Annotated in this window: 13 protein-coding genes and 1 pseudogene; 9 read left to right on the plus strand and 5 right to left on the minus strand. The window is 68.3% G+C overall.

What is annotated here, in order from left to right:
• The first annotated feature begins 30 nt into the window (after positions 1-30).
• Positions 31-987 (plus strand): zinc-binding dehydrogenase, encoded by a 957-nt coding sequence (locus ABZ717_RS07730; protein WP_358507033.1) that lies wholly within the window; start codon positions 31-33, stop codon positions 985-987.
• Positions 988-1,063: 76 nt separating this feature from the next.
• Here the strand turns inward: ABZ717_RS07730 and ABZ717_RS07735 are convergent, their stop codons facing one another.
• From ABZ717_RS07735 to ABZ717_RS07745, 3 genes are all read right to left on the minus strand, one after another.
• Positions 1,064-1,450, minus strand: coding sequence for an aegerolysin family protein (locus ABZ717_RS07735; RefSeq protein WP_358507035.1), 387 nt, complete (start codon positions 1,448-1,450; stop codon positions 1,064-1,066).
• Between the two features lie 364 nt (positions 1,451-1,814).
• Entirely contained in the window at positions 1,815-3,785 is a 1,971-nt protein-coding gene (locus ABZ717_RS07740; RefSeq protein ID WP_358507037.1) for a hypothetical protein, read from the minus strand.
• 349 nt (positions 3,786-4,134) lie between these two features.
• The gene (locus tag ABZ717_RS07745) at positions 4,135-5,394 is read right to left on the minus strand and encodes a class I SAM-dependent methyltransferase (protein ID WP_358507039.1); all 1,260 of its coding nucleotides are present in this window, start codon (positions 5,392-5,394) and stop codon (positions 4,135-4,137) included.
• A 230-nt stretch (positions 5,395-5,624) separates the two neighbouring features.
• On the opposite strand from ABZ717_RS07745, the gene groES reads away from it, so the two are divergent.
• The 6 genes from groES (at position 5,625) to ABZ717_RS07775 (ending at position 12,532) form a co-directional block, all read left to right on the plus strand.
• Positions 5,625-5,936 (plus strand): co-chaperone GroES, encoded by a 312-nt coding sequence (groES, locus tag ABZ717_RS07750; protein ID WP_067600482.1) that lies wholly within the window; start codon positions 5,625-5,627, stop codon positions 5,934-5,936.
• Between the two features lie 107 nt (positions 5,937-6,043).
• On the plus strand, positions 6,044-7,642 hold the full coding sequence (gene groL / locus ABZ717_RS07755; RefSeq protein ID WP_358507041.1) for a chaperonin GroEL: 1,599 nt from the start codon (positions 6,044-6,046) through the stop codon (positions 7,640-7,642).
• A gap of 282 nt (positions 7,643-7,924) precedes the next feature.
• The gene (gene shbA / locus ABZ717_RS07760; RefSeq protein ID WP_358507070.1) at positions 7,925-8,479 is read left to right on the plus strand and encodes an RNA polymerase sigma factor ShbA; all 555 of its coding nucleotides are present in this window, start codon (positions 7,925-7,927) and stop codon (positions 8,477-8,479) included.
• Between the two features lie 295 nt (positions 8,480-8,774).
• Positions 8,775-10,265, plus strand: coding sequence for an IMP dehydrogenase (gene guaB, locus ABZ717_RS07765; protein ID WP_358507043.1), 1,491 nt, complete (start codon positions 8,775-8,777; stop codon positions 10,263-10,265).
• A 115-nt stretch (positions 10,266-10,380) separates the two neighbouring features.
• The gene (locus ABZ717_RS07770) at positions 10,381-11,487 is read left to right on the plus strand and encodes a GuaB3 family IMP dehydrogenase-related protein (RefSeq protein ID WP_358507072.1); all 1,107 of its coding nucleotides are present in this window, start codon (positions 10,381-10,383) and stop codon (positions 11,485-11,487) included.
• Between the two features lie 169 nt (positions 11,488-11,656).
• Positions 11,657-12,532: a murein transglycosylase gene (locus tag ABZ717_RS07775; RefSeq protein WP_358507045.1), complete on the plus strand. Its 876-nt coding sequence runs from the start codon at positions 11,657-11,659 to the stop codon at positions 12,530-12,532.
• Here the strand turns inward: ABZ717_RS07775 and ABZ717_RS07780 are convergent.
• Together ABZ717_RS07780 and ABZ717_RS07785 are read right to left on the minus strand one after the other, a co-directional pair.
• Positions 12,514-12,897, minus strand: coding sequence for an STAS/SEC14 domain-containing protein (locus tag ABZ717_RS07780; RefSeq protein ID WP_358507046.1), 384 nt, complete (start codon positions 12,895-12,897; stop codon positions 12,514-12,516). The two genes, ABZ717_RS07775 and ABZ717_RS07780, sit on opposite strands and share 19 nt — an antisense overlap.
• Before the next feature lie 199 nt (positions 12,898-13,096).
• Entirely contained in the window at positions 13,097-13,540 is a 444-nt protein-coding gene (locus ABZ717_RS07785) for a DUF3224 domain-containing protein (RefSeq protein ID WP_358507048.1), read from the minus strand.
• Between the two features lie 96 nt (positions 13,541-13,636).
• On the opposite strand from ABZ717_RS07785, the gene ABZ717_RS07790 reads away from it, so the two are divergent.
• Together ABZ717_RS07790 and ABZ717_RS07795 are read left to right on the plus strand one after the other, a co-directional pair.
• On the plus strand, positions 13,637-14,620 hold the full coding sequence (locus tag ABZ717_RS07790) for a WYL domain-containing protein (RefSeq protein ID WP_358507050.1): 984 nt from the start codon (positions 13,637-13,639) through the stop codon (positions 14,618-14,620).
• A gap of 699 nt (positions 14,621-15,319) precedes the next feature.
• Positions 15,320-15,792 (plus strand): annotated as a pseudogene (locus tag ABZ717_RS07795) (hypothetical protein); the annotation flags it as partial.

Consider the following 15,792-nt stretch of genomic DNA (forward strand, 5'->3'; position numbering starts at 1 on the left):
CGGGCTCGGCCGGCGTGGTTGGGTACGGGTATGTTCGCCATCACCGCAGCACGCATATCCTTCGACGACCCCCTTTCCGGGCTGGACCTCGGTGAGCGTCCCGACCCCGAACCCCGGGAGGGGTGGACGACCGTTCGGGTCAAGGCCGCCTCGCTCAACCACCACGACGTCTGGAGCCTGCGCGGGGTCGCCCTCAAGGAGGAACGGCTTCCGATGATCCTGGGCGGGGACGCCGCCGGGATCGACGAGGACGGCAACGAGGTCATCGTGCACGGTGTGGTGACCGAGCCTCCCGTGCCCGGCAGATCGCCGCGCTTCTCCCTGCTGTCCGAGGTCCACGACGGCACCCTCGCCGAGAAGGTCCTGGTGCCGAAGGAGAACCTTCTCCCCAAGCCGCCTGAGCTGTCCTTCGAGGAGGCCGCGTGCCTGCCCACGGCCTGGCTGACCGCCTACAGCATGTTGTTCGGCAAGGCCGATCTACGGCCCGGGTCGACCGTGTTGGTGCAGGGTGCCGGAGGTGGGGTCTCCGGCGCGCTCATCACCCTGGCCGCGCGGGTGGGCCACCGGGTGTACGTGACCGGTAGGGACGAGACCAAACGCGCCAAGGCCATGGAACTGGGGGCCTACGCGGCGGTGCCCTCGGGGGAGCGTCTGCCGGAGAAGGTGGACGTGGTGTTCGACTCGGTGGGGCAGGCCACGTGGAAGCACTCCATCCTGTCCCTCAAGCCGGGTGGTGCCGTCATCACCTGTGGGGCCACCAGCGGTGACGCCCCGTCCGCCGAACTGACCAGGATGTTCTTCCTGCAGTTGCGCGTGCTGGGTTCCACGATGGGCACCAAGGAGGAGCTCCGGGCCCTGGTCGAGATGTGCGTGCGCACCGGCGTCCGGCCCCGGATCGACCGGGTGCTGCCGCTCAAGGACGCGAAGGAGGGGTTCCGGGCGATGGCCGAGGGCGACCTCTTCGGCAAGATCGTCCTGACTCCCTGACTCCCTGACAGCGGAGAAGCGGGCCCCGGCGGAGCGTGTCCGTCGGGGCCCGTCATGTCGGCCGTGGTCATCGGGTTCAACGGCCGTCGACGACCTTCACGATGACGTCTTCGACCCTGCCGCTCCCCGCGAAGCCCTCGATGGAGGCGGCGATGTCCTGGTGGGAGGTCTTGGTGGTGACCTTGTTGCTCGATCCCGCGACCCAGGGCACGTCCCAGTAGATGGTCACGGTGGTCTCCGTCTCGTCCCCGATCTGGTAGACCACGTAGCCCTCGGTCCCGGATGAGGTGTTCGACCTGCCGCTGGAACGGAAGGCCAGGACGCTCTCCTTGGCCGGGACGTCGACCGGGTACTGGTTGGGGGAGTCCGTCCACTTCCCCCAGACCAGGTGTTCCGACTGGAACTTGAGGGTCTGGTTGGTCCGGTTGTTGATGTGACAGATCATTTGCAGGCTGTCGGCCATGACGCACTCCTTTCGTTTTGCGAAAAACGCGTTCGAGGCAATGACGTAATGTTCCGCCATTGCCTTTAAGCGTAACAATAAAGGATTCGATCCCACAAGGTAAAAATGGCGGGAACTTGCGCAACCCTGGCATCAAGTAAACTAATTTCATTTCTTTTTCGGGCGAGTTTCGCCATTTCCTTATAAGGGTTATTCTGGAAAGTTATTTTTTCTATTCACATCCGTTTTCACCTGGGATGATCGTTCACTCGCGGCGCAGGGTCAACGCCTTCCGCTCCCCGGAGCAGACCGGGTGGAACACGAAAGGGGCCCGGAGCGATAGTGCTCCGGGCCCCGACTCGCCCGCCGTGAGTCGAACGGCGACCTAGTCGTCGTCCTCGTCGTCGCCGCGACGCTTCTTCTTGCCGTCACGGCCCGGGCGCAGAAGTGCTTCGGCCAGCGCCAGAACCGTTTCCTCCAGGGAGGAGAATCGCTTGGTGATGTCGTCGTGCGAGTTCTCCACCGCCTCGGTGACGGTCTCCTCGAACTCGTGCCGGTCGGGACGCTGCTTGAGTTCGCGCAGGACCGGGTCCACCGCCGAGGTGACGTGCGCGTCGATCTCGTCGAGCTTGTCGGAGTGGTCCGGCTGCGGACGGTCCACCAGCTCGGTCAGACGCCGGTGCAGCTCGCTGACCTCCAGGGTCTGGGGGAGCTGGTTGAGTCGCTGGTTGAGCGCCTCCAACCGGTCGTCGATGGCCTCCATCCGGCCGTCGACCCCCTCGAAGTGACCGCTGACGCCCTCGAACTTGCCCTCGACACCGTTGACCCGGCCGTCGATGCCGTCCAGGCGACCGTTGACGCCGTCCATCCGGCCGTCGACGCGGTCGATCTTGCCCTCGACGCTCTCGAAGCTGCCCTCGAAGTGTCCCTCGAAGGTGTCGAACCGGTCGGTGAGCCGACCCAGCTCGTGGTCGACCTTGCCGGTGATCTGCGACAGGTGGGTGTCCACCTTGCCGTTGAGGGCCTCACGATGCCGCTCCAGCCGCTCGTCGAGCGCGCTTCGGTGGCTCTGGGTCTGCTCGGTGAGGGTTTCGGTGAGCGTCTGGTGGCGCTCCTCGCTCTCCGAGGTGAGCCGCTCGTGCGCCTCCTGGATGGAGGTGCTCAGCTCGGCCAGGTCCGTGGCGGTCTTCTCGGTGTCCTGGGCGACCTTGGTGGCGAGGGCGTCGGCGCGCTCGGTGACGGACTCGCGCAGGCTCTCGGCGGTCGCCTCGGCGTGCTCGCGGGTCTCGGTCCGGCCCAGCTCGATCTGCTCGTCCAGCTCCGACAGTCGCTGACGCAGGTGTGTGCGCAGGTCGGTGAGGGAGGACTCGTGGTTCTCCCGCAGCTTGGTGAGCGTGCCGGTGAGGTCGGCGACGGCGGCGGTGGCCTCGGCGTGGTTCTCCTCGGCCTGGGTGCTTAGGTGACCCACGCTCTCGGTGAATTTGCCGGTGAGGGCCTCGTGCCGCTCCTGGGAGGTCGTGGCGAGGGACTTGAGCCCCTCGGCCAGTTCCTTGTGGCGCTCGCCCAGCTCGCCGGTGTTCTCCTGCAGGCGGGCCAGCAGGGTCTCGTTCTGCTGAGAGGCGCTCTCATCGACGAGGGTGCGCAGTTCGGCGGTGCGGTCGGCGAGGGTGGTGTTGAGCTCGGCGCGGCTCTCCCGGACGGCCTCGCGGGTCTGCTCGACCGCCTCGCCCAGGGCGTCCTTGCCCTCCACGAACCTGCCGGCCAGCTCCTCGTGACGCTCCCCGAGAGTGGTGTCCAAGGTGGCGAGCGCGGTCTCGATGGCCTCGGTGCGCCCGTTGAGGGTCTCCAGGGCGGTGTCGAGGGCGTCCAGACGGGTGCCGAAGGTCTCGCCAAGCGCGGTGACGCGCTCGCCGACCTCCACCACCTGCTCCGCGGTCCGGGTCCCGGTCTCGGCCATGCGCTGCAGACGGGTCAGCGCGGTGTCGAGGTGGCCGGCGATGCGGTGGGTGTCGGCCCGTAGGGAGGGCATGTCCGACAGGGGCTTGACCTGTTGACCGAGAACCTCGATGTGCTCGGCGAGGGCCTCGGCCCACTCCGGCGGACGGGCCAGGAAGTCGTCGATCCGACCGTCGACCGCGGTGATCGACTCGGCGAGTGAGGTGAGCTCGCGTTCGCGCAGCTCGCGCAGCAGCCACTCCATGCCTTCGAGGCGCTGGCGCATCTCCTCGCTGACGGCCCCCTGGGACTTCTGCTCGGAGACGTGTTCCTGGGCTGCCTGGGAGAGGAGGTCGCGCATCCGGTCGGAGACACCGGACTGCCCCCCGCCGTTGAGGAAGTTGTGATTGGTCTGTTCCACCGAGGTGCTCCTTATGGTTCTGGCGCTCCCGCCCTCGCCCGGTGCTTCGGACGGTGGAGGTTTCCGGGAGGACGGGTTCTCGATGGTCCCCGGATGGGCGGCGTGACGCGCCGACTAGGCCTCAACGTGACGAAAGCGTGACTGTGCGTACACATTGGGGGTGTGGGCGCTGTGCCGGTCCGGGTGAGCCCATGAGAAAGGGGAAGAGTACGGCGGGGGCCAGTTTAACGACATCACCCGGCGTAACCAGGGGGGTCCATGAAAGATGTCGTTATGTGAGGTAACGATATGGTTCGCGCCCGGTGGTTCGAGTTACGTGCGGGCTTTTTCCTCGAAAGTCGAGGGGCTTCTATGGCGTCCCGATTTCGCGACACAGCAGGTAGAAGGGTTTTTCGCCGATTCGGGTGAGGGCGATGGTCATCTTCTCCGGACCGGACGCCTTCAGATCGCGCCGAAGCCTCTCCGTGTCCACGGCCGATCCCCGTTTCTTGATCGTTATCGTTCCGGCCCGGTGGGCCCGCACCGAAGCGCGAAGTCTCTTGGCCGAGAACGGCGCGCACTCCACGATCTCCAGCACCCGCCACAGCGGTGAGACCTCGACCCGGTCCGAGGTGAAGTAGGCGATCCGCTCGTCCAACAGGGCCCCGTCCACCTTGGCCGCGGCCTCGGCCACCAGGTGCGAACGCACCACCGCCGGGTCCGGGTCGTAGAGATAGCGTCGCGCCGCCGACACCGGAGCGGGCCCCAGGTCTGGGACGGCGTCCAGACGCGCGACGGAACCCTCGCTCGCCAACAGCCCGGGCCGCTCGTGCAGCACCGTGGCGCGGCGCCGAGGCCCCTCCGCGAGCGCGCCGAACCACAGGGCCGTCTCCTTCAGTTCGCCGTCCACCGAGATCCACTCCACGGCGGCCGCGGGGGACAGGGCCTCGTGCGGGATGCCCGGCGCCGCCTTCAGACAGGCCGCGCCCGCGGCCTCGGCCAGGGCGGTGGCCACGTCCCACGGGGGTGAATAGGACGCCGGGTCGAACACCCGACCCCGGCCCCCGCGGCGGGCCGGGTCACAGAACAACAGGGGATGGGCGCCGGGGGCCACCTCGTTCACGTCGCCCTCGCGCACATCGGCGTGATCGGACAGGCCCAAGGCCTCGATGTTGGCGCGGGCCACCGCCACCGTGAGGGGGTCGGCGTCCACCCCCTCCACCGGAACCCCCACCTCGGCCAGGGCCAACAGGTCGGCTCCCACGCCGCAGCACAGGTCGCCCGCCGGGCCACCGTTCAGGACGGAACCGGCCACCTCGGCGACCCGTTCGGCGCGGTGGGCCGCGATCGAGGCCCGGGTCGACTGCTCCAGGCCGTCGGGGGTGAAGAACATCCGCGTCGCGCGCTCCCCGAACTTGGCGCGTCCACGCTCACGCAACCCCACCTGGGTCATCACCGCGTTGACGAGTTCGGACACGGGAAGGTCCGGGGCCAGGGCGGACACCGCCGGGTTCGCGCGCAGCCGAGAGGCCGTCGACAGGGGATCCTTCGCGGCGGAGGCGGGGTCCACTTCGGCCAGGACCTCCCGTCCCGCGTCGGTGAGCAGCGCCGAGAAGGCGGGAAGGTGCATGGGTTCTCCTGCGGTGGGCACGACGAGAAGGCGAGCCCGCCCCCGTGACCAGGACCCTCGCCACATTTCCATTCTGGCACTCTCGGGGGTAGAGTGCTAACCGCGACGAGGCCGGTCTGGCACCCGCGACGACAGGCCGCCGCGGTCGCCCCTTTTACGAAGAGCCGGTCCGTGCTCCCGCACGGGCCGCCGTTCAGGACACCGAAACCTTGAAGGGGGAGGTCACTACCGTGTCGACCGCCACCAAGACCGTGCTGAAGCCGCTTGAGGACCGCGTCGTGGTCAAGACCCTGGAGGCCGAGCAGACCACCGCCTCCGGTCTGGTCATTCCGGACACCGCCAAGGAGAAGCCCCAGGAGGGCGAGGTCCTGGCCGTGGGTCCCGGCCGCTGGGACGACGAGGGCGACAAGCGCATTCCGCTGGACGTCAGCGTCGGCGACGTCGTTCTGTACAGCAAGTACGGCGGCACCGAGGTCAAGTACGACGGCGAGGAGTACCTGGTGCTCTCCGCCCGCGACCTCCTCGCGGTCGTCGAGAAGTAGCTCTCGGCGTTCGATCCTCGACATCCCGCACCGGTCGGCCCTCGAAGCCGGGCGGGGCGGGATGTCCTCGTTACATGACCTCACAACGGTAAGAGGAAACACCACAGATGCCGAAGATCCTGGAGTTCGAGGACGACGCCCGTCGCGCCCTTGAGCGGGGCGTGGACCGTCTCGCCGACGCCGTGAAGGTGACGCTCGGTCCGCGCGGCCGCAACGTCGTCATCGACAAGAAGTTCGGCGCCCCCACCATCACGAACGACGGTGTGACCGTCGCCCGTGAGATCGAGCTGGAGGAGCCCTACGAGAACCTGGGCGCCCAGCTGGTCAAGGAGGTCGCCACCAAGACCAACGACGCCGCGGGTGACGGAACCACCACGGCCACCGTGCTGGCCCAGGCGCTGGTCCGCGAGGGCCTGCGCAGCGTGGCGGCCGGTGCCTCCCCGATGTCCCTGAAGAAGGGCATCGACACCGCCGCCCAGCAGGTGTCCGAGACCCTGCTGGAGCGCGCCGTTCCGATCAAGGAGCGCTCCGACATCGCCTACGTGGCGACCAACTCGGCCCAGGACGCCCAGATCGGCGACCTGATCGCCGAGGCGTTCGACAAGGTCGGCAAGGACGGTGTCATCACCGTCGAGGAGTCCCCGGCGTTCGGGCTGGAGCTCGACTTCACCGAGGGTCTGCAGTTCGACAAGGGCTACATCTCCCCGTACTTCGTCACGGACGGGGACCGCCAGGAGGCGGTGCTGGAGGACGCCCTCATCCTCATCAGCCAGGGCAAGATCGGCAACCTCAACGAGCTGCTGCCGCTCCTGGAGAAGGTCGTCCAGACCAAGAAGCCGCTGCTGATCATCGCCGAGGACGTCGAGGGCGACGCCCTGGGCGCCCTGGTGCTGAACAAGATGCGCGGTGCGCTCAACGTCGCCGCGGTCAAGGCGCCCGGCTTCGGTGAGCGTCGCAAGGCCATGCTCCAGGACATCGCCGTCCTCACCGGCGGTCAGGTCATCTCCGAAGAGGTCGGCCTGAGCCTGGACAACGCCGAGCTGGACGTGCTGGGCACCGCCCGTCGCATCACCATCACCAAGGACGACACGACCATCGTCGACGGTGCCGGTGCGCAGGCCGACGTCGAGGACCGCGTCCGCCAGATCCGCAACGAGATCGAGGCGAGCGACTCCGACTGGGACCGCGAGAAGCTCCAGGAGCGCCTCGCCAAGCTCGCGGGCGGCGTCTCGGTGCTGAGCGTGGGCGCGGCCACCGAGATCGAGCTCAAGGAGAAGAAGCACCGCTTGGAGGACGCCATCTCGGCGACTCGTGCGGCCATCGAGGAGGGCATCGTCGCCGGTGGCGGCGCCTCCCTGGTGCACGCTTCCACCGCCCTGGGCGACCTCGGCCTGACCGGCGACGAGGCGACCGGCGTGTCCATCGTCCGTCGCGCGCTGGTCGAGCCGGCCCGTTGGATCGCGGAGAACGCCGGTGCCGAGGGCTACGTCGTGACCCACAAGATCTCCGAGCTGGAGATCGGCCACGGGTTCAACGCCGCCACGGGCACCTACGGCGACCTGACCGGTGCGGGCATCCTCGACCCGGTCAAGGTCACCCGTTCCGCCGTTCAGAACGCCGCTTCCATCGCGGGCATGCTGCTGACCACCGAGGTGCTGGTCGCGGACAAGCCCGAGGAGGACGAGGGCGACGGTCACTCCCACTAGGGGGTGAGACGTCGAGCGGGGGCGGGCCGCCACGGTATCCCGCCCCCGCTCGCTGAAGCGGCTCGGAGTGGTCGGTCTCACTATCATGGGGGAAGGTCGAAAGAGCATCTTCTCTGCGGTGATTTCGGGCCATTTTTCCAAAATGTGACCATTCCGTAGTTGCCGATTGGAGTGGTTGGGTCCCGTGATGCGGGCATCATTCCTAACGTGACGGATGCAGGCGCCCGGGGGGGCGTTACCGCGCAGCGGACAGGGACGCCCTCCGACGTGCGCGAAACGGGTTTGAACCAACTGGGATCGCTCGCCGTTCAGGGGGACGACGGGGCGATGGACTCGCTGCTGCGCGAGATCCGACCCATGGTGGTGCGGTACTGCCACAGCAGGCTGGCGCGGGTGTCGGGGCTGGCACACCACTCCGACGACGTCGCGCAGGAGGTCTGCATCGCCCTGATCACGGCGATCCCCAGATACCAGGACCGGGGCAGGCCCTTCGCCTCCTTCGTGTTCGGCATCGCGGCGCACAAGGTCGCCGACACCCTTCGAGTGGCCGGACGAGTGGAGACGGTCCCCACCGACACCGTGCCGGAGCCGCCGGACGAGGGGCCCGGACCGGAAGAGGCCGCCGTGCGCGTCATCGAGGCGCAGCGGGCCAGAGAGCTCCTCGACGAGCTTCCCGAACAACAGCGCAGACTGCTGGTGTTGCGGGTGATCACAGGACTGACAGCGGACGAGACGGGACATCTTCTTGGAATGTCGGCAGGGGCGGTACGGGTTGCCCAGCACCGAGCTATTGCTCGGCTTCGGAAGGTGGCCCTGGCGAACCGCGTCCTCCCATAAGGCCTCGATCGAGCACGGACGCGTGCCCGGGCCGGGCACGAGAGCCTGCCCGAACCGCATCACCTTCCTCCCCCCGAGGCGCTCCCGCGGGTACTGCCGTTACCCCCACGCTTCGTCCCGGTGATCCTTCGGTGACCTCCGCTCTCGGGCCGACCGTGACGTTGCGCACTTCATGGCCGTGGTGACGGGGCGAACAGTCCATTCCACCTGGGGAGCACGACACGACGTCCTAGGATGAGACGACACGCGGGGGTGATCCGCGCAGGTGTTGCCGGTCAACAGCGGAGGTTGTGTCATGAGCCAGGAGTACAGCGAGTACGGGGACAAACTGCTCCCGCCGGGGCTGACCTACGATGACGTCCTGCTGGTACCGGGTTACTCCGATCTTCAACCCGGCGACGTGGACACCGCCACCCGCCTGTCCCGCAACATCGAACTCAGCATCCCGCTGCTGTCCGCCGCGATGGACACCGTCACCGAGGCCCGCATGGCCGTGGCGATGGCCCGCCAAGGCGGCGCCGGGGTCCTGCACCGCAACCTCTCCGCCGAGGACCAGGCCGGCCACATCGACCTGGTCAAGCGCTCCGAGGCCGGCATGGTCACCGACCCGGTCACCTGTCAGCCCGAGGACGACCTCGCCGAGGTCGAGCGCCTGTGCGCCCACTACCGGATCTCCGGTGTCCCGGTCACCGACGCCCAGGGCAGGCTCGTCGGCATCGTCACCAACCGCGACATGCGCTTCGAGGACGACCGCTCCCGCCTGGTACGCGAGGTCATGACCACGGAGAACCTGGTCACCGCGCCGGTCGGGGTCAGCCGCGAGAAGGCCTTCGGGCTGCTGCGCAAGCACAAGGTCGAGAAGCTTCCGCTGGTGGACGCCGACAACCGCCTCCGCGGCCTCATCACCGTCAAGGACTTCATCAAGAGCGAGCAGTTCCCCGACGCCACCAAGGACGCGGACGGCCGTCTCGTCGTCGGCGGCGCCGTCGGCGTGGGCACCGAGGCGGAGGAACGCGCCAAGCTGCTCGTCGACGCCGGGGTCGACTTCCTCGTCGTCGACACCGCGCACGGCCACTCCGCGGGGCTCGCCGACATGATCGCCAAGCTCAAGGCCAACTCCCGCGCCGACATCGTCGCCGGCAACGTGGCCACCCGAGCCGGGGCCCAGTTGCTCATCGACGCCGGTGCCGACGCCGTCAAGGTCGGCGTGGGCCCGGGTTCCATCTGCACCACCCGGGTGGTCGCCGGTGTGGGCGCCCCACAGCTCACCGCGATCCTGGAAGCGGCCAAGGCGTGCGGCCCGGCCGGTGTTCCGCTCATCGCCGACGGCGGCCTCCAGTACTCCGGCGAGATCGCCAAGGCGATCACCGCCGGCGCGAGCACCGTCATGCTCGGCAGCCTCCTCGCCGGTGTGGAGGAGAGCCCGGGTGAGCTCATCTTCATCAACGGCAAGCAGTTCAAGGCCTACCGCGGCATGGGGTCGCTGGGCGCCATGCGCGGCCGCTCCTTCTCCAAGGACCGCTACGCCCAGGCCGACGTCTCCTCCGAGGACAAGCTCGTCCCCGAGGGCATCGAAGGTCAAGTGCCCTTCCGTGGCCCCCTCTCGGCCGTCGCCCACCAGCTCGTCGGTGGACTGCACCAGTCCATGTGGTACGCGGGCACCAGCACCCTGCCCGAACTGCGTGAACGCGGCCAGCTCATGCGCATCACCAGCGCCGGCCTGCGTGAAAGCCACCCGCACGACATCAAGATGACGGTGGAAGCACCCAACTACAACGCCCGCTGAAGCACGAACGGGAAATGAGAGGGTGACCGTGGACGGATAGACTCACGTCCGCGGTCATCGCGCCGGTCGACCGACCGGCGCCGCACGTCAGAGGGGAAGCGAAGCGTTGGCTCAGGTGGAGATCGGGCTGGGTAAGAACGGGCGTCGCGCCTACGAACTCGATGAGATCGGGATCGTGCCGGCCAGGCGAACCCGAGACCCGGAGGAAGTGTCGATCTCCTGGCAGATCGACGCCTACCGGTTCGAGACGCCCCTGGTGGTCAGCCCCATGGACAGCGTCGCCTCGCCCAAGACCGTCGTCGCGGTCGGGCAACAGGGCGGCCTCGGCGTTCTGGACCTGGAAGGTCTGTGGACGCGGTACGAGGACCCGGAGCCGTTGCTCCAGGAGATTCGTGAACTCGACGACGTGGCGGCCACCAAGCGGCTCCAGGAGATCTACTCCGCCCCCATCCAGGAGGAGCTGATCGGTCGCCGGATCGAGGAGATCCGCGACACCGGCCTGGTCACCGCGGTCCGTCTGTCGCCGCAGCGCACCGCCCAGTACCACAAGGCGGTCGTCGACGCGGGTGTGGACATCTTCGTCATCCGCGGCACCACGGTCTCCGCCGAGCACGTCTCGGGCCGGGCCGAGCCGCTCAACCTCAAGCAGTTCATCTACGACCTCGACGTCCCCGTCGTGGTCGGCGGCTGCGCCACCTACACCGCCGCCCTGCACCTGATGCGCACCGGCGCGGCCGGCGTGCTGGTCGGTTTCGGTGGCGGGTCGGGTCACACCACCCGTTCCGTTCTGGGTGTGGCGGTCCCCATGGCCAGCGCCATCGGCGACGTCGCCGCGGCCCGCCGCGACTACCTCGACGAGTCCGGTGGCCGCTACGTGCACGTCATCGCCGACGGTGGCATGACCGGCAGCGGTGACATCGCCAAGGCCCTGGCCTGCGGTGCCGACGCCGTCATGGTCGGATCACCGCTGGCCCGCGCCGCCGAGGCGCCCGGCGGCGGCTACCACTGGGGCAGTGAGGCTCACCACGGTGAACTTCCGCGCGGCGAGCGGGTCGAGGTCGGCACCATCGGTGACCTCAAGTCGATCCTGCACGGGCCGGCCTCCACCAGTGACGGCTCCATGAACCTCATGGGAGCCCTGCGGCGCACCATGGCGACCTCTGGTTACTCGGACCTGAAGGAGTTCCAGCGGGTCGAGGTCGTCGTCAACCCGCACCGGTAGAGACGACCGCGAACACGCGACGCGACACCACGAGGACGCCCCGCCCATCGGCGGGGCGTTCCTCGTTTCCAAACGCCCACCGGTGAGATCCGGTCGAGACCATGTGCGACCATGGGGCGAGTTTTGATGTGTTGTTACGTCTTGGTGACCTTTCCTTGGGGAGGACTGCATGGGTGGCAGCGTGAGCGACGCCCGGCGGCGTCGAAGCCGTGGGCCGATGATCGCGGTCAGTCTCGCCTTGGCCGTTTGCCTGTTGGTGACGGTGGGGGTCGTGGTCCTGGTCGGGCGGGTGTCCACCGCGCTCAACGAATGGGAACCACCGACCGCCGCCTCCGTGGACCCCTCGGACGGCACCATCGCGACCCCGCCGCACGACGAGCTGACCGGGCCCCCCGAACACACCGGGGTGACGCCGCGTACCGACGACGAGACCGGAGAGCCCGCCGAGGCCGGTGCGGACGAACAGTCCCGCCCCGCGCCCGGAGCGCAGCGTCCCGACGACACCTGGCTGGACGAGGTCGCCGACGCGACCGGGATCCCGCGCCGGGCGCTGGAGGGCTACGCGAGCGCGCAGCTGGTGCTCGACGAGGACCAGGCCGAGTGCGGCCTGTCCTGGCCGACCCTGGCGGGGATCGGCTTCATCGAATCCCGCCACGGCACCTACGCGGGCGGTGAGATCGGCCCGGACGGCAAGACCACCGTGAACGTCATCGGCATCCCGCTCGACGGCACCAACAACACCCGGGCAATTCCGGACACCGACGGTGGTGAACTGGACGAGGACACCGAGTGGGACCGGGCGGTCGGCCCGATGCAGTTCATCCCGGTGACCTGGGACAAATGGGCGGAGTCGCTGGAGGGAGAGACCCCCGACCCGCACAACATCGACGACGCGGCCCTGTCCGCCGCCCGCTACCTGTGCGAGGACGGCCGTGACCTGAGCGCCACCGAGGACTGGGTGGACGCGATCTTCGAGTACAACCGGTCCGACTCCTACCGGGACGACGTCCTCGCCTACGCGCACGCCTACGCCGACGCCTCCTGAGAGGTTCCCCGGTCACGCGCCCAGGCCCAGGCCTGATCCTCCTCATCGGCCTCGAAGAAGCGCAGGTCCATGTCGACGAAGGCGTCCGCCAGGGTGGTGAGGTACTCCACGACCCGGCTGTCGCCGACCACCGCGTAGCGCTCGATCTGGTGGAAGTGCTCCTTGGCGAACCGCAGTCGCTCGCCGAGCGTGGGGGTCTCCCCGGTCGGCCACCCGTGGACCCGGACCAGGAGACGGACCCCGCCGGACCGGTCGATGGCGCGGCGGACCTCTTCCAGGAGTTCCTCGAAGGACTCCTGGGAGATGGTGCCCTCCACCTCGAACCCGAGTACGTCGTCCTCACCGGAGTCCAGTCTTCTGTACATGGCCCCTCCGTTCCTCGAATGGCGGCGTGCGGGCGCACCTACCCGCTCGGGGCGGTGACCATGCGTTCCGGGAATCGGGGTTGTCCACAGGCGGGGAACGGTGGGTGGTGCCGGAGCCCCCGCCCGTGGTCTTCTCTCTATATGGGGGAGCCCCGGCTCTCGTCGGCTTCGGCGTGCCCGGAACCGGCCGCGTCCCCTCTCAGGGCAACGTGTACTCGAAGACGTAGGCCACCGAAGGCTCCCCGTGCGCGGCCACGTACCGGCCGGCTCCCCGCAGCCCCGTCAACTCCCCGGTGCCGGACACCACCTCGAATTCACAGCGCACCTCGCCCCGCCCCGCGAAGGTTCCACGTTCCGCCACGATGAACGTGCCCGGACGGCCGTCCAGGGTGCCGCTCAGCCGCTGGAAACCGGTGAACGAGCCGGTTCCGTCCTCCAAGTAGACGAACGTGTAGGCGCAGTCGGTGTCGGCCGCCTCGATCCCGCCGCTGTAGTGGTTGGTCACGTGGGCCCGGGCGAGCTTGGGCGAGGGGCCCTCCGACAATTCCTCCTCCTTCCAGTCCGCGAAGGTGAAGGTGCCCTCCGTGCGTGTGGTCGTCTGCGTCGAGTGTGCTGACTGTGGCGTCTGTGCTGTGCGGGACATGGTGCCCCTCCCGGTTCTTTCGGATCCCTTGTGCTTCGAGAACCAGCCTCTCCGAGGTACCTGACATCCACTGGCAGGTATGGAGAGAATGTTCGTATGCGCGCCGATCGGCTTGTCTCCCTGCTCCTGCTGCTGCAGAACCGAGGTCGGATGAGCGCGCCCGAACTCTCCGCGGAGCTGGAGGTATCGGTGCGCACCATCTACCGGGACGTCGAGGCGCTCGGCACGGCCGGGATCCCGGTGCTCGCCGACCGCGGACCCGAGGGCGGCTACCGGCTGATGGACGGTTACCGCACCCGGCTGACCGGACTCACCGACGCCGAGGCGGAGTCCCTGTTCCTGATCGGGGTTCCCACCGCGGCCCGTGACCTGGGGTTGGACGCGGTGCTCACGACCGCCCGACACAAACTGCGTGCGGCCCTGCCCACCCCGCTCGCGGAACGGGCCGCCCGCGCCCAGGATCGTTTCCACCTGGACGCCCCGGCCTGGTTCCGCGACGCCGACGAGGTCCCGCACCTCGGTGTCATCACCGAGGCGGTGTGGGAACGCCGGATCCTGCTGGTTCGCTACCTGCGCTGGCGGGGCGAGGTGGAACGGGAGCTGTGCCCGCTCGGCATCGTGCTCAAGGGCGGTACCTGGTACCTGGTGGCCCTGGCCGGTGAGGGCCCGGAGTCGTCGGTGCGAACCTACCGAGTGTCACGCGTGCAGGAGGCCCACCCGACCGGCGAACTCTTCGACCGCCCGACCGGCTTCGACCTGGTCGAGTACTGGGAGGAGTCGGCCCGCCGACTGGAGGCATCGATGCTCCAGGGAACTGCGCACCTGCGCCTCGCCCCGGAAGCCGTGAAGCTGCTGCCGATGCGCTTCGGCGCGATAGGCCGCCGTGCTCTGGAAGCGGCCACCCCGGCGGGGGACGACGGGTGGGTGGAAGTCCACTTGGAGGTGGAGTCGCTCCCAGTGGCGGTTGGAGATCTGCTGCGCATGGGAGCGAGCGCGGAAGTACTGGGCCCACCAGATTTGAGAAGGGCCGTGGCGGCGGAGGCTGCGGCAACGGCCAGCCTGTACGGGGGTGGGGAGTAGGTGCGTGGAGTAGGGGTGGCGGGTGGGGAAGCGGTGGTGAGTGTGGGGTGGGCGCGGGTTATCCACAGGTGGATGGGCTCGGGCTGGTGTGGTGTCGGCCCGGCGTGATCCCATTGATCTTGGGGGAGCCGCTGGTTTCGCCGGTTTCGTGCTGCCCGGGGGTTGTTCGTGCTGTCCAGGTGTGGGGTGGGATGGGTGAGGTGCCTGGGGCGGGAGTCTTGGGGTTGTTGGGCGTTGCTCGGGTGGGTTGGTGGGGCGCCTCGGGTTTCTGGCTTTTTGGGGTGGTTGGGCGGGGTGGGGGGGAGAGTGGTTGAGGTCCCAAAGGCCCCGGGCTTCGCCCGGTCCGGCCGTAGCCGGCCGGATCCCTTCCCCCCGTCTGGCTTTCTCGTGGGGCACGTCGCCACTACGTGACCGGTGAGGTAACGAAGTGCCCGCTACAGGCCGGACACGGGGCGGGGCGCGTCCCCGCGGTGGCCGGCTCTGGTCTTCTCAGCGATGATCTTGCTCGTAGCGCCCATTTGGGCGCCCAACATGGCGCTACGGACAAGATCAAAAACAGGAGCCCATTCGATTCCGGATTGTGGATAACAAAGAATGGCCACCCCATCTATGGTAGGCGCATTCGCCGACCTGGGAATAGGTTGAATAAACTGGCGGGTAGGCCTGCCATTTGCTGGGGTGTTCGCATATAATCAGAGTATGAGCTTTCCTCCCCACGCGCCGCGCCCGGTCGGGAACACCCCGGTCGATCAGGCGATGGCGGGTGCGCGGGAGATGGCGGTGGAATTCTCCGGCCGGGATATCCCGTTCGGGTGTGAAGCCGATGTGCTCGCCCAGTTCGGCCGGCTCAATGGGGAAGTCGACCGGATCCGCTACGGGATGTTGCCCGCCCTGGCCCGTATGGAGGCCACCGGCGCCTTGTTGGAAGAGGGTGGCCAGCGCAGCATCCAGGCGTGGATCACCCACCAGTGGGGCACCTCCCCGGCCGAGGCCAAGAGCCTTGCCACCCTCGCCCGGGCGTTGTACAAGCAACAGCTGCCCCTGGTGGAAGAAGCCTTCCAGACCAGCGCCCTGTCCTTGGGTGAAGCCTGCGCCATCGCGACCTCCACCGAAAAGGCCACCACCGAGTGGGCGAAGGTCCTCGAAACAGCGGATGAGGAATTCCGTGCCCA

It is taken from the genome of Nocardiopsis sp. NPDC006832, assembly GCF_040635885.1.
Taxonomy (GTDB): domain Bacteria; phylum Actinomycetota; class Actinomycetes; order Streptosporangiales; family Streptosporangiaceae; genus Nocardiopsis.